Annotated in this window: 8 protein-coding genes; 3 read left to right on the top strand and 5 right to left on the bottom strand. The window is 72.2% G+C overall.

What is annotated here, in order from left to right; translation table 11 throughout:
- Nucleotides 1–98 precede the first annotated feature (98 nt).
- Entirely contained in the window at nucleotides 99–2,627 is a 2,529-nt protein-coding gene (locus ACWC1K_RS43485; protein WP_450838986.1) for a SpoIIE family protein phosphatase, read from the top strand.
- Between the two features lie 19 nt (nucleotides 2,628–2,646).
- Here ACWC1K_RS43485 and ACWC1K_RS43480 read toward each other — a convergent pair whose 3' ends face one another.
- The 5 genes from ACWC1K_RS43480 to ACWC1K_RS43460 form a co-directional block, all read right to left on the bottom strand.
- Entirely contained in the window at nucleotides 2,647–3,807 is a 1,161-nt protein-coding gene (locus ACWC1K_RS43480) for a substrate-binding domain-containing protein (RefSeq protein ID WP_450838984.1), read from the bottom strand.
- Between the two features lie 56 nt (nucleotides 3,808–3,863).
- Nucleotides 3,864–4,970: an ABC transporter permease gene (locus tag ACWC1K_RS43475; protein ID WP_450838982.1), complete on the bottom strand. Its 1,107-nt coding sequence runs from the start codon at nucleotides 4,968–4,970 to the stop codon at nucleotides 3,864–3,866.
- Nucleotides 4,967–6,514 carry a sugar ABC transporter ATP-binding protein gene (locus tag ACWC1K_RS43470; protein WP_450838981.1) on the bottom strand — a complete coding sequence of 516 codons (1,548 nt, stop codon included), beginning with the start codon at nucleotides 6,512–6,514 and terminating at the stop codon, nucleotides 4,967–4,969. Before ACWC1K_RS43470 ends, ACWC1K_RS43475 begins: the two co-directional genes overlap by 4 nt.
- 136 nt (nucleotides 6,515–6,650) lie before the next feature.
- Nucleotides 6,651–9,527, bottom strand: coding sequence for a SpoIIE family protein phosphatase (locus ACWC1K_RS43465; RefSeq protein ID WP_450838980.1), 2,877 nt, complete (start codon nucleotides 9,525–9,527; stop codon nucleotides 6,651–6,653).
- Between the two features lie 130 nt (nucleotides 9,528–9,657).
- Nucleotides 9,658–10,626 (bottom strand): cyclase family protein, encoded by a 969-nt coding sequence (locus ACWC1K_RS43460; RefSeq protein WP_450838978.1) that lies wholly within the window; start codon nucleotides 10,624–10,626, stop codon nucleotides 9,658–9,660.
- A 543-nt stretch (nucleotides 10,627–11,169) separates the two neighbouring features.
- Between ACWC1K_RS43460 and ACWC1K_RS43455 the strand changes: the two genes are divergently transcribed.
- Both ACWC1K_RS43455 and ACWC1K_RS43450 read left to right on the top strand, forming a co-directional pair.
- The gene (locus ACWC1K_RS43455) at nucleotides 11,170–11,967 is read left to right on the top strand and encodes a serine/threonine protein kinase (protein ID WP_450838976.1); all 798 of its coding nucleotides are present in this window, start codon (nucleotides 11,170–11,172) and stop codon (nucleotides 11,965–11,967) included.
- Nucleotides 11,964–13,520: a protein kinase domain-containing protein gene (locus tag ACWC1K_RS43450; RefSeq protein ID WP_450838975.1), complete on the top strand. Its 1,557-nt coding sequence runs from the start codon at nucleotides 11,964–11,966 to the stop codon at nucleotides 13,518–13,520. Before ACWC1K_RS43455 ends, ACWC1K_RS43450 begins: the two co-directional genes overlap by 4 nt.
- Nucleotides 13,521–13,658: the final 138 nt, after the last annotated feature.

The raw sequence follows: 13,658 nt of genomic DNA, 5'->3' as shown, positions 1-13,658 counted from the left end.
GTCCGGCCTGCGGGGACAAAATCGGCTTACCCATACCAGCTCGACATCCATCCACAGAGAGGATCGAATAACCCTAAAATAGGAAAAGCACTCCATGGATGATCGAGGGCAGCGTGTCGGCCAACGATTTGGCATCGAGCTCATACCCGCTCAGCGCCGCGGGTGTCGGCGAAGCGCCCGAGCGCGACGACGCGTTGGTGAGGGCCGTGGTCCATGCCGTGGAGGCCACCGGGGCACATACCGGAAGCGTCTTCCTGCTCTCCGGCGACCACCGCTCGCTCGTCGTGGCCGCGTCCTGCGGGACACCGCCCTCCCTGCTCAGCGGGTGGCGTCGGATCCCGGTCAACAGCCGTATGCCGGTGGCTGAGGCGTGCCGCTCCGGGCGCATGGTCCACCTGGCCGGCGCGGAGGAGACGATGCGGCGCTTCCCCCAGCTCTCGATCGCCCTGCCCTACCCGTTCGGCTCCGCATCGGTCCCCGTACGGGCGGGCGGGCGGACCTTCGGCGCCATCGCCGTGGTGTGGACGCCCAGGCCGGACGGGACCGGTCTGTCGAGGGCGCAGCGCGGGCGGTTGCGCTCCGCCGCCGACCGGCTGGGCACCACCCTCGCCGGACTGCGGGCCCGTGGCACGCTCGGTGAGTACGACGAGCGGACGGCCCCGGTACTGGTCCCGCTGCCGTCCGCTCCGGCGATCCGGGTGGGCCTGTTCGACTGGAACCTCGACACCGGAGCCCTCACTGCCGACGACGAGCTGTGCGCGATCTTCGGGATCGCGCCCCGGGCGTTCGACGGTCGGGCGGCCACCCTGGCGGCCTGCATCGAGCCGGCGGATCTGCCCGGTTTCGGGTCCGCCGCCCGCGCCGCGGTCGAGGAGGGACACCTACTGGCGCACCACCTGCGCATCCTGGACGGCCGTGGTGGACACCGCGTCGTCGAGCTGTGGGGCCGGGTACCAGAGAGCCCCGACGACGCGGAGGCGTGTTGCCACCTGGTCGGCGCCGTGCTGGACTCCGGGAGCGGCATGGCCGCCGTGGCGGCGATCGAGCGGCTCGCGGACGGTTTCTTCGCGCTCTCTCCCGACGGGCGCCTCTCCTACGCCAACCACAGCCTGGAGGATCTGCTGCGGGTCCGCCAGGACGAAATGCTCGGCCGGCGCCCCTGGGACGTCCTGCCCTGGCTGGCCGATCCCGTGTACGAGGACCGCTACCGGGCCGCCGCCGTCTCCCAGCAACCGGTCTCCTTCCTGGTCCGCCGCCCGCCGGACGAGTGGCTGGTCTTCTCCCTCCACCCGGGCGCTCAGGGCATGACGGGATGGGCCTCACGAGTGCGGCAGCCCGTACCGGCCGGTACCGGACCCGGTGCACCGGTCACCGAGGAGGGGCCGCCCCTCTCCTCGGCGCCTCCGCCCGCGGCCCCCCGCGTGGGTTCCCTCTACCGGGTGCTCACGCTCGGCAGCGCCCTCACCGAGGCGGCCACCGCGCACGAGGTGTTCGATGCCGTCGCCGAACAGTTGCTGCCGGCCTTCGGCGGCCAGAAGCTGGCGATCGCCGTGGTGGAGGAACAGCGCCTGCACCTGCTCGCTCAGCGCGGTTACTCGAAACGCTTTCTCGCCCGGTTCGAAGGCACCCCGCTGCACGCGCGGCTGCCCGTGACGGACGCGCTGACCGCCGGGGTCCCGCTGTTCATCGAGTCCCGGGAGCAGCTCCACGAGAGCTACCCCGGGCTCATGGTGGGTCACACCAACTCCTGGGCGTTCCTGCCGCTGATCGCCTCGAACCACCCGGTCGGCGCCTGCATTCTCGGCTTCGACGACATCCACCGGTTCCCCGACGAGGAGCGCGGAGTGCTCACCGCGCTGGGCGGCCTGATCGGCCAGGCTCTGGAACGCGCCAGACTCTACGACGCCGAATTCGCCCTCGCCCGCGGCCTGCAGGACGCGCTGCTGCCGCACCGGCTGCCCACTGTGCCGGGGCTGCGCGTCACCGGGCGTTACCTTCCGGGCACCAGGGGGATGGACATCGGCGGCGACTGGTACGACGTCATCCCCACCGGGGACGAAGTCGCACTGATCGTCGGGGACGTCGAGGGGCACAACGTCCCCGCCGCGGCCGCCATGGGCCAACTGCGCAGCGCCATGCGGGCATTCGTCGCCGCCGGCCACCGGCCGAGCGACGTCGCCGCCGGCACCAACCGGCTCCACATGGACCTCGACCCGGTGCTCCTCGCCAGCTGCTGCTTCGCCCAGTTCCATCCCCGCTCGGGGATCGTGCGCATCGTCCGCGCGGGCCATCTCCCGCCCCTGCTGCGCCTGCCCGACGGGCACACCAGGATCCTGGATGTGCCCGGCGGCCCACTGCTCGGCATCGATGCGACGGCATGCTTTCCGGAGTCGGAGCTGCGGCTGGCTCCCGGGTCGGTCCTGGCCCTCTATACGGACGGGTTGATCGAGAGGCGCGACTCGGACATCGGCTCCGACATGGAGCGACTCCGGGGGTCGCTGGCCCGGCTCGGCGGGGGCGGCCTGGACGATCTGGCCGACGGACTGCTGCGGGATGCCTGCCACGCTTCCCCCGACAGGGCGGACGACATCGCGCTCCTGCTGACCGAGTACGCCCCGCGAGGTTGACCAGTCCCTGCCGCCCCTGTCACCTGCCCCAGATCTTCCGGTACGCCTCCCTGTATCCCGCCGGATCCCAGGCCGTGGCGCCGTGGCTGTTGTCGGCCGTACTGATGTGGACGGGGGCCACATACCCGCTGGCCGGCCGGCCCGAGAAGGCGCGATTGAACTCGTCGACGATCTGCCAGCCCTGCAGGGACAGCGGCTCCGGCACGGTGGCCGCCTGGTACTGCTTGCTGTTGATGCGCTGGAAGGCCGAGGGGTCGCCGTCGCCGGCGCCGATGTTGAAGGGCGGGCCGGAACCCTTCTTGCCGGCCGCGCGGAACGCCGGGGCGGCATCGGCGAAGTACAGGTCGTTGATGGCGACGGAGTGGGTCCATCTCTCCTGGAAGCGGGAAAGCAGTGAGGAGATCTCCCGGGGCGTGCGGCTGCCGGCATCCGGGATCGGGATGTTCTCGTACGCCAGCAGCTCTACCCCCGCGCAGGTGGCCAGCTCCTTCCTGATCAGGTCGGACTTGTACTTGGCGAAGGGGATCGAGGCATCGGTGAAGACCACGGCCCCGGCTGTGCCGTCGGAGCTCGAGATGACCCACTGCGCACTGGTTCTGGCCACGTCCTCGACTTTGGTGGTGACGTTGGTGAAGAGCCTGGGACGCCGGCTGGGGCCGGGGGAAGCGACCGCGTGCCAGCCGACGAGCGGGATGCCTGCCGCGTTCGCACGCGCCACCTGCTGCGCGGTCGAGCCCGGGTCGAAGCCCCCGATGACGATGCCCGAGGGTCTGACGTCCACGGCCTCGCTCATCGCCGCCTGGATGCCGGCGGGGGTGCCGCCACCGTCGATCACCCGGACGTGCCAGCCGATGGCGCGGGCGGCTTTCCGCACGCCGTCCGCGGCGCCCGCGACTCCGGGATTGGTCATGGTCTGGGCGACGTAGACGATGGTCTTGCCGGCCACCGCGGTGGGACCGCTGGTCGGTCCGTTCCAGGGGATGTCGGTCCGCTCCGCCCGGGTGACGGCGGCCTGGGCCCTGGTCTGGGCCGCGGGGCAGCCGCTCGGACCCGAGGTGGAGTGTGCCGGGCCGCCCGACGAGCCGCGTTCACAGCCGGCCAGCGCGAAGACCGCGACCACCAGGGCGGTGGCGGTGGACCGCGCGTTGCGGACGGTGGGGGTGGTGCGGTTGCGGTGCACGGAAGCTCCTTGCGGAGGATGCCGCCCGGGCACTTCGGCAGTGCCCGCGGCGTGGGTCATGGAAGGCTGCCCGGCGTGCCGTCGTCCTGTGTCACGGCGGGCGCATCGCGGGCGACGACCGCACCGGTGCGCAGTCGGCGACGAGCGGAGTAGCCGGCCAGTCCGACGGCGAGGAGCAGGGTGCCGCCGTAGAACAACGGGACCGTCCAGAAATCGCCGCCCATCTGGGCGATGCCGGTGAGGCCGACGGCGAGGACGGCGACGGCGACGAGGGTGCCCAGGGCGTTGGGGCGCCCCGGCTTGATGGCGGTGGAGCCGAGGAGGGCCCCGACGAACGCGGGCAGCAGATAGTCGAGGCCGACGCTGGGATTGCCGATCTGCTGCTGGGCCGCGAGCAGCACTCCGGCGAAACCGACGATCAGTCCCGACGCGGCGAAGGCGTAGACGGTGTACCTACGGGTCGGGATGCCGACCAGGTCGGCGGCGCGCGGGTTCGACCCGATGACGTGCAGATACCTGCCGAGCGGCAGGCGCTCCAGAACCACCCAGAGGGCGACCGCGAGCGCGAGCACGTAGAAGGCGGGAACCGGCAGGCCGAGGAACGTGGAGTCGTAGAGGTCGGTGAAGGCGGCCGGGAGGCCTTGCGGGCCGGGGACGATCCGGCTGCCGCCGGTGACCCATCCGGTCACGGCGTACATCATGCTGCCGGTTCCGAGCGTGGCGATGAACGAATCGATCCGTCCGAATTCGACGACGACACCGTTGAGGACGCCCGCGACACCCCCTCCGGCGATCACCGTGAGGCAGGCGAGCGGCCAGGGCCAGCCGTCGTTCACGACGAGCTGCATCACCATGACGTGCGCCAGGCCGAGACCGTAGCCGATGGAGAGGTCGAACGCGCCGGTCACGATGGGGACCATCGCGGCGAGTGCGAGGACGGCCGGGATCGACTGGTTGGACAGGATCGAGTCGACGGTGTCCCGGGTGGGAAAGGTACGCGGCAGGGTGAGGGAGAAGATCAGGAAGAGCAGGGCGGTGAGGGTCAGGAGGCCGTAGGCGCCGATGAGTTGCCCGCTACGGCCGTGCAGCCGGGCGAGTCGCTTCGGGGGCCCCGAGCGGCGCGGCCGTGGCGGGGGTGCAGCCGGAGAGGGGGAGCCGGTCACGGGTTCGCCGCGGTGGTGGAGGAGGGCAGGGCCGAAGCCGCCCGCGTGAGCTCGGGGACCGTGAGGGCCGGGCCGGTCAGCTCGGCCGTCACGGATCCGCGGACGAAGACCAGAGCGCGCCGGCACACGCCCGCGACCTCCTCGAAGTCGCTGGAGATGAGGAGGACCGCGAGGCCGGAGGCGAGCGCCTCGTCGAGCAGGCGGTGGATCGCGGCTTTGGCACCGATGTCCACGCTCGCCGTCGGTTCCTCGAGGATCAGCAGGCGCAGGGCCGGCCGCAGCCACCGGCCGATCATGACCTTCTGCTGGTTCCCCCCGGACAGGGTGGCGATGGCTGCCTCGGTGTCGTCGGGACGCACCGAGAGCCGTTCGATCAGGGTGCCGGCCTCGGCGCGTTCGCGGCGGGGGCTGATCCAGCGCAGCGCCGGCATGCCTCCCGCCCGGGGGTTGGCCAGGAGGTTCTCCCGTACGGTCAGCTCGGCGAGGCAGCCCTCCCGCTGTCTGTCGCCGGGTACGAGGGCGACGCCCCGTCCGACGGCGTCCGCGACCGTACGGGGACGGTACGGGCGACCGCCGAGAAGGGCCCGTCCGCCGAGGAGGGGCCGGGCGCCCGCAAGGGCTCGGGCGAGACCCATGTGTCCGGCGCCCGTGAGGCCGACCAGGCCGAGGACTTCCCCCCGCCGTAGCTCCAGACTGACCGGTCCCGCGTCGGGGGTGTGCACCCCGTCCAGGGTCAGGATGGCCGGGCCGCCGGCCGGGGTGGTGGCGGGGCGGTGGTCGGTCGGCCCCTCGCCGGTGATGGCGCGCACCAGGCGGGCCGGACTGTGGCTCGCCGGCGAGCCGTGGCTGACCAGGCGTCCGTCGCGCAGCACGGCGAAGGTGTCGGCGACCTCGTACACCTCGTCCAGGCGATGGCTGACGTAGAGGATGCCGTGCCCCCGGTCGCGCAGGGTGTGCAGCACCCGGAACAGCCGGGTGCAGTCCGCGGCGGGCAGGCGGGCGGTCGGCTCGTCGAGGACGATGAGGCTCGCCCGTGCCGCCAGGGCTCGTGCGACGGCGACAAGCGAACGCTCGGCCGGGGCGAGGCGGGAGACCGGCGTGTCGGGGTCGAGATGTCCGGCGACGGCCCGCAGGGCCTCGGTGCAGTGTTCTCGGGTGAGCCGCCAGGAGATCAGTCCGGCGCGGCGCGGATACCCGGTGCTCAGGGCGATGTTCTCGGCCACCGTCATCCACTCCACCAGGCCGAGATCCTGATGGATGAAGGACATGTGCCGGGAGGCGGCGGGACTCCCGAGCGGGTGCCCGGCCACGGTGACCTGCCCCGAGTCGGCGTGGTGGACGCCGGCGAGCACCTTGATGAGCGTGGACTTCCCGGCTCCGTTGGGACCGAGGAGGGCGAGGACGCTGCCGGCGTGGACATCGAGGTCGACCCCGGCGAGCGCGAGGGTTCCCCCGAAGCGCTTGGTGAGTCCGCGGACACGGACCAGAGGTTCCGCTCCGAAGGGCGGGACCGCATGCGCAGAGGTGTCGTGGGCCTCGTGCACGGGCCTCTCCGGGGTTGGACCTGTCGTGTTCTTCCCGATGCGCATCAGTGACATTAGCGTCACATATTGCACATTTTGGGGTATGTGGCTGCTCTCTGTCACGCCAACGGAGCAGCGAATCGCCGGGGTCGGCGCCTCAAACCCCCTCAAGCCCGCATTCGGCCCAGATGACCTTGCCCTGCTGGGTGTAGCGCGTGCCCCAGCTCTGCGTCAGCTGCGCGACGAGGAACAGGCCGCGGCCGCCCTCGTCGGTGCTGGCCGCTCGGCGCAGGTGCGGGGCGGTGTTGCTGGTGTCGGAGACCTCGCAGATCAGGGTGCGGTCGTGCAGCAGCCGTACCCGGATGGGCCCTGCGCCGTGGCGGATGGCGTTCGTGACCAGCTCGCTGAGCACCAGTTCGGCGGCGAACGCGGCCTCGTCGAGTCCCCAGTCGGTCAGTTGCCGGGTGGCGGAGGCCCGCACCTCGCTGACCAGGGCCGGATCGGCGGGCAGGTCCCAGGTGGCGATCCGCTGGGGGGCCAGGGCGTGGGTGCGGGCGACGAGCAGAGCGATGTCGTCGCAGGGGTGGGCGGGGGCCACCGTGTCGAGTACCGCCTCGCAGGTCTCGTCGGGCGTGCCGTTCGCCTGGGCCAGCGTGGCGCTCAGCTGATCGAGGACCTCGTCGACGTCGCGGTGACGGTCCTCGATGAGCCCGTCGGTGTAGAGGACCAGCTGGCTGTTCTCAGGGAGGTCGACCTCGGCGGTTTCGAACGGCAGACCGCCGAGGCCGAGCGGCGGTCCGGCGGGCAGGTCGGGGAACCACACGGTGCCGTCGGGGCGGACCAGAGCGGGCGGGGGATGGCCTGCGCGGGCCATGGTGCACTGCTCTGTGGTCGGGTCGTAGATGGCGTAGAGACAGGTCGCGCCGACGATGCCTGCGTCCACGGCGTCGGGGTCCTCCCGGTCCAGGCGTCCCACGAGTTTGTCGAGGTGGGTGAGGACCTCGTCCGGGGGGAAGTCGAGTTCGGCGAAACTGCGGGCGGCCGTGCGCAGCCGCCCCATGGTGGCGGCGGAGAGCATGCCGTGGCCGACGACGTCGCCGACGAAGAGCCCGATGCGGCTGCCGGACAGGGGTATGACGTCGTACCAGTCCCCTCCCACATCGGATTCGGCGGGCAGGTAGCGATGGGCGACCTCGACGGCGTCCTGGTCCGGCACACCGTGCGGGAGCAGGCTGCGCTGCAGGGCCAGGACCATGGCGCGTTCGCGTGTGTAGCGCCGGGCGTTGTCGATGGACAGTGCGGCACGGGCGGCCAGTTCCTGGGCCAGCGACCGGTCGTCGTCCCCGAACGCCGGCGAGCCCTGCGCGCGGTAGAAGCCGGCCACGCCCAGGACCGCGCCGCGGGCGACCAGGGGCACCGCGATGAGGGAGTGGACGTGGCTCAGCAGCTGTGCGGAGTGCTCGGGGTCCTGCGCCAACCAGCCCGCGGCAGCCTTCAGGTCCGGTTCCAGCACTGCCTGGCCACTCGTCAGACACCGCGCCTGCGGCATCGTCGGACCGTAGTCGACCTGCTTGCCGACCGGATGGAAGGGACAGTCGTCATGGATGCCGTGGACCACCGTACGGCGTAGGTCACTGCGGGGATCGACAGACTCCTCGCCGCGGAGCACGGCTTCCGGCAGGTCGATGGTGACGAAGTCGGCCAGTTGCGGCACCGCCGACTCGGCGAGCTCCCGGGCGGTGGTGCGCACATCCAGGGTGGTGCCTATGCGGACGCCGGCCTCGGACAACAGTTCCAGGCGGCGGCGCGCGGCCAGGGCGTAGGTCCCCACGTGCGGCTCCCCCACCATCACGAGCCCTCTCGCCGGGGGCGGGGAGTCGGAGTGCTCGCCCGTCGTGCCGTCGCCGACCGTGACGCGCTCGACGCCCACGGCGACAGGGGCGTGCTCCGTGCCGGGAAGATACTCCGCCGGCGCGGTGACGTGGAGCTGCCCGGGCGCCACATCGCGAACAGCCCCAAAGGACGTGAGGGAGGCGGCGACGGCAAGCTCGCCAGACAGGTCCAGCCCCTCATGGACCTGATGCGGGAGGACGAGGGGCTCGTGCGGTGAGGGACCGGGGACAACGGCCTCGATGGCGAACCCCTCCACTCCGGAGGCACTCGTCGTCGGCCGGCTCACGAGCGTGACCCGACGGCCGTCGGACAGGGGCACGTCGACACAGGCCCGCTGCGCGCGGGCGATCAGCTCGGCGGCCTTCTCCATGAGGATCGCCTCGTCGCGGGGGCTCATCTCCGCGGCCAGCTCCCGCATCCCTGTGCGGTGCCGAAAACCTCCGGCGGCCTCGGCTCCGCTGTCCAGGTACGCCCGCAGCAGAGCGCGCTCACGCGAGGAACTCTGCCCCAGCAGCCGCCGCTCGATGGCCCCGGCCGCCTTGCGTATCACGGTGTCCAGCGCCGGGTCCTCGGCGCTGCGCGGATAGCCGAAGCACAGGACGCCCTCGATGCGGCCGCTGAGCGGGTCGCGGACGGGAAGCGCGCGGCAGGCACTGCCCTGGGAGCGCTCGGCGAAGTGCTCGGCACCGTAGACCCGGATGGGTTGGCGCTCGGCCAGGGCGAGACCGATGCCGTTGGTACCTGCGACCTTCTCGGCGAACACGAACCCGGGGACACTCTGGATGGCCGGGAGCACTCTGGCCAGCGACGCCTCTCCGAAACGGCGCAGGAGAACCGTCCCGCTCGCATCGGCGACGGAGATGTTCATCGCGCTGCCGGCGAACATGGCCTGCAGCCGGTCGAGCACCGGAACGGAGGCGCGGACGATCCGTCCGTCCGGTTCGAAGTCCTCCCGGAAGGGAAGGTCGGACTGGTCCGGCGACAGCCCCAGGGTCCGGCAGCGCCGCCAGGAATTCAGGATCGACGTGCGCACGCCCGTCTCGACCGGCTCACCCTGCAGGAACCGCTCACGGAAACGGACGGGCCCCGTGCCGCCTGGCGCACGCCCCGTCGGTATCGGATCTTCGCCGGCCCGAACCACGCTCCGCCTCACTCGCGCCTTCGACAGTCAACCCTTCCAAAATGTCTGATATGGACGAGGATACGGGCATTGGAGGCGCGAGTCACCGTTCACCAGGCCCCTCACACACGGTGACCGGGCCGGATCGGCGTCACAGGACCGCGACCGGGTTGACGGGCGAGCCCGTCCCGCCCGGGACGTTCAGCGGCGCCACAACGAGCATGAAGTCGTAGCGCCCCGCCGTCGCGGTCGCGGCGGACAGCGCTTCCAGGTCGAGGTTGTCCAGCAGTGGCATCCCCATCGCGGCCACGGCCAGGGCGTGGACCGGCGAGTGCACGCCGTCCACGGGTGAGGGCCGTACGTCACTGTCGCCGTCTCCGCCCAGCAGCGCGATGCCACGCTCGGCCAGCAGCGGCAGGGCGTCCACATGAAAGCCCGCGCTGGCCGTGTCGGGGTCCCAGGCACCGAGTTCCTCGCGGCGCCGGACGTGTCCGGAGCGCAGCAGCACCGCGTCGCCCTCGCCGATCGTCACGTCGAGCGCCTTCTCCGCCACGACGATGTCCCTCGCGTGCACCGCTCGCCCCGGCTCCAGCCAGCGGACCCCGAGGACGGCGGGCAGGTCGAGGAGCACTCCCCTCGTGACGAGGGGCCCGAGCGTCGACACCGCGCCGAAGCGGGCGCCCGCGGCATCGACGACCTCGTGTGCCGTGCGGCCGTCGTAGAGCTGCCCCCGATAGGCGATGTGGCACAGCGCGTCGAGATGGGTGATGCCCTTGCCGTGGTAGTCGGCCGCGATGAAGTCCTTGTGGGTGGAGGGTTCCGGCTCCTCCACGTCACCGAGGTCGGTCATGTGGTGCAGGGCAGGCTTGCGGTTGTCGGGGCCGGGCCGGGTGTTCCACGGCAGCGCCAGCGGCACGACCGTCCCGGTCCGCACGCGCGCTGCGGCCCGCCGCACATGGTCCGCGGTGACCCGGTTCCAGGCACCGCGGTCGGCCGGGGACCAGCGCCCCCACGTGCGAACCGCCTCGAAGAGTGCGTCGAACTCCCGACGGGAGACGGCGGGCCCGTTGCCGACGCCGGTCGGCGCGGGATTCGCGGCATCGGCGGAACCCGGACTCATCTGTACTCACCGCTCCCAGGCTGGAACGGCTCCGACGGCAGGACGTCACCGGACGCGACACGGATCGGGCTTACGGGGTGTGCGCCCGGCTGACGCCGTGACACGGAGAAGCACCGTCCTCGTGATCGGAAAACCAGCTTCGCACATTCACGGGTGCTCCGGGTCCCCCATCTCGGCTCAGGTCCACCCCGGTGCAGGTGCGCTCGCCGTGGTGGGAGAGTACGGCGAGTGGATCGAGTGCGGCCCGTTCACCGAGGTGTTCGACCACCATGTGCTCGTGGGCGAGTACATGGCGAAGTACCTGTCCCGAGACACCGAACGCCCGGATCGGGGCGCCCAGCCGCGCTTCACCGACGCCGACGGACTGCGCTTGACGGAGGGCGTGCGCGACGCGCCTGACCAGGCAGGGCCGGGAGTTCATGTGCGGCGCACAGCGCCCGGAAATCTCCGTATGAAGGCGGCCCCGCCGATTCCGTGCATCCGGGATGCCGACCATACAATCCTCGCGACCAAATCGGGGGCGACACCATCGGGGGAGTCCGCGTGGAAACGATCATCGTGCAGTTGCCCGGTACCACCCAGTGGGGGGTGGACGAGACGGGCAGTCCCGAACTGATCCACCTGGGGCCGGGGGACCTCGCAGACTTCGGACGCGGCGGGACGGGGGTCCGCATCGTCCTCACCGACCCGGGGATCTCCCGCCGGGCCGGGCAACTGGAAGCCGCGGGGGACTACTGGCGGCTGTCCAACTTCAGCCGCAGCATGTCGTACGTGGTGGAGAACCTGGAGGGGGCCGGCGAGTACCTCACCGTCGCGCCAGGACGGCTCGGGGCGCCCGTGCCCTTCGAGTTCTCCCGCGTGGTGCTGCCCGCCCTGTCCGGCACCGCCACGTTCAAGGTGTTCGCACCCCAACACGGCTATCTCGGCGAGCAGTCCGTTCCGGGCAGCGGCGAACAGACCGTTCACCCCTTCGCCCTGGACCCCACCTCGAAGTACTTCCTCGTCCTGGTGGCCCTGTGCGAACCCCGGCTGCGCGCCCCCTCCGACTCGGCGCTGCCCGGCGTCGGGCAGATCGTGGAGCGGCTGCGGCCGCTGGAGTCCTGCCGGGACCTGACGCGCTCCGCGGTCAACTACCACATCGACTACCTCGCCTTCGCCAAGCTGCGCCTGGACCTCGGTGAGGAGGCCCTGACCGCGACCGACGGCGGCCTCACCGGCGTCAAGCGCGCCCGGCTCGCCTCTGTCGCCCTGCGCTTCGGTCTGGTGCGCGAGGAGCACCTCAGCCTGCTGCCGCCCCGCAGCGCCGGCCGCCTCACCGGCGCTCAGGAGACCGGCGCATGACGATGCCCGAAGAATGGGCCGACGAGTGGGAAGCGCCCCGCCCGCCCGGTCTCCCGCAGGGCTTCCGCATCGAGGACTGGGAGGTGGGCGCGGTCATCGGCTCCGGGGGCTGGGGGACCGTGTACGAGGCCCGTACGGTCGCAGACGGCACGACCGTCGCCGTGAAGGTGCTCCCGACCGGTGCCCTCGGGCCCGGGCAGCGTGCCGCGCTCGGTGAACTCGTGGCTCGCGAGGTCCGGTTCAGCGCGGAGGCCGACCACCCCCACCTCGTCCGCACCCACGCGGTGTGCACCGTCGAGGCACCGCAACTGCCCGCCCTGGACGGCGCGATCGCGCTGGTCATGGACCGGGCCGAGGCCAGCCTGAAGGACGCACTGGACGACGCCGCCGGGACGGGCGGGCCGATCGCGGGCGCCGACCGTGTCCTGCGCGGGGTCGTCGCCGGTCTCGCCCACATGCACGACGCCGGGTGGGTGCACGGCGACCTCAAACCCGCCAACGTCCTGCTGGGTCCCGGCGGTCAGGTGTGGCTTGCGGACTTCGGCCTGGCCGCCGAACTCGACGGCACCCACGCCCACTTGCCGCCGCTCGGCACCCTCGACCACCTGCCTCCCGAGTGGTGGTCCCAGCGCACCGGCACGCAGGGCGCCGTCGTCCGCCCCACCGCCGACATCTGGGCCTTCGGCGTCCTCGCCCACCAGGTGCTCACCGGCGGACTCCACCCCTTCCCGGGCGCGACGGCCCGGGCCCGCTCCCTCGCGGCCCAGGCCTACGCCCGCGGCGCCGCACCCCTGCGGCTCGACGCCGGTCTCGACGAGGACATGCGCCGGCTGATCGCCGACTGCCTGGCCCCGGACCACGCCGCCCGGCTCCCGCACACGGCCGCCGATGTCGCCGCCCGGCTGAAGGCCGTCACCGGCGGGCCGCACCGGCGCCGAAGACGCCTGATACCCGCGGTCGCGGCCGGGCTCGTCGTCCTGACCGCCGCCACGCTCGCCGGGGCGGCCCTCCTCGGGGGAGGCGGGGGCAGCCAGGACGACGGCCGCGACCACGACACCCCCGCCGCCACCGGTGCGCACAGCCCGCCGGCCGGTGAGATCCCCGAGAACTCCGACGTACCCGAGGCGCTGCGACCCGTCATCGCCCGCGCGGCCCAACGCTGCACCGACGAGGAGATCACCCCCGTCCTGCTGGCCGCGTTGATCAAAGCGGAGAGTGACTTCGACGCGAAGGCCTCCCGCCCGGAGACCGAGGAGTACGGCATCGCCATGTGGACGCCGTCGGTGTTCCGGGCCTGGGCGGTGGACGGGGACGGTGACGGCGACAAGGACTACATGTCGCCGCCGGACGCGATCTCCACCATGAGCCTGTACGTGTGCTGGCTCGACCAGCGCTTCAAGAAGGCCGGGCTGCCGAAGAAGGACCTGCCCGCGCTCGTCGCGGCCGGATACCGCACCAGTGACCGCACGGTCATCGAGGAGCGCGGCGTACCGGAGCGGGTCCGGCCGCACGTGGACAAGGTGCTGCGTTACCTTGCCGAGTACGAGCGCTGAGCCGCACGAACGCGAGCGGTGGGGGGGGGGGGGGGCCCCCCCCCCCCCCCGCCCCCCCCCCCCCCCCCCCCCCCCCCCCCCCCCCCCCCCCCAATTAAGCCCCCCGCGGGCAAACCCCCCCGCCACCCCCCCCCACCT

Source organism: Streptomyces sp. NPDC001492, from assembly GCF_053597275.1.
Note: the sequence above shows the minus strand (reverse complement) of the source record. Positions and strands in the feature narration are given on the sequence as shown.

Bases quoted from the DNA above. Each gene is read 5' to 3' on its own strand.
- ACWC1K_RS43460 (WP_450838978.1), bottom strand. From the start codon at position 10,626: ATGAGTCCGGGTTCCGCCGATGCCGCGAATCCCGCGCCGACCGGCGTC.
- ACWC1K_RS43485 (WP_450838986.1), top strand. From the start codon at position 99: ATGATCGAGGGCAGCGTGTCGGCCAACGATTTGGCATCGAGCTCATAC.
- ACWC1K_RS43450 (WP_450838975.1), top strand. From the start codon at position 11,964: ATGACGATGCCCGAAGAATGGGCCGACGAGTGGGAAGCGCCCCGCCCG.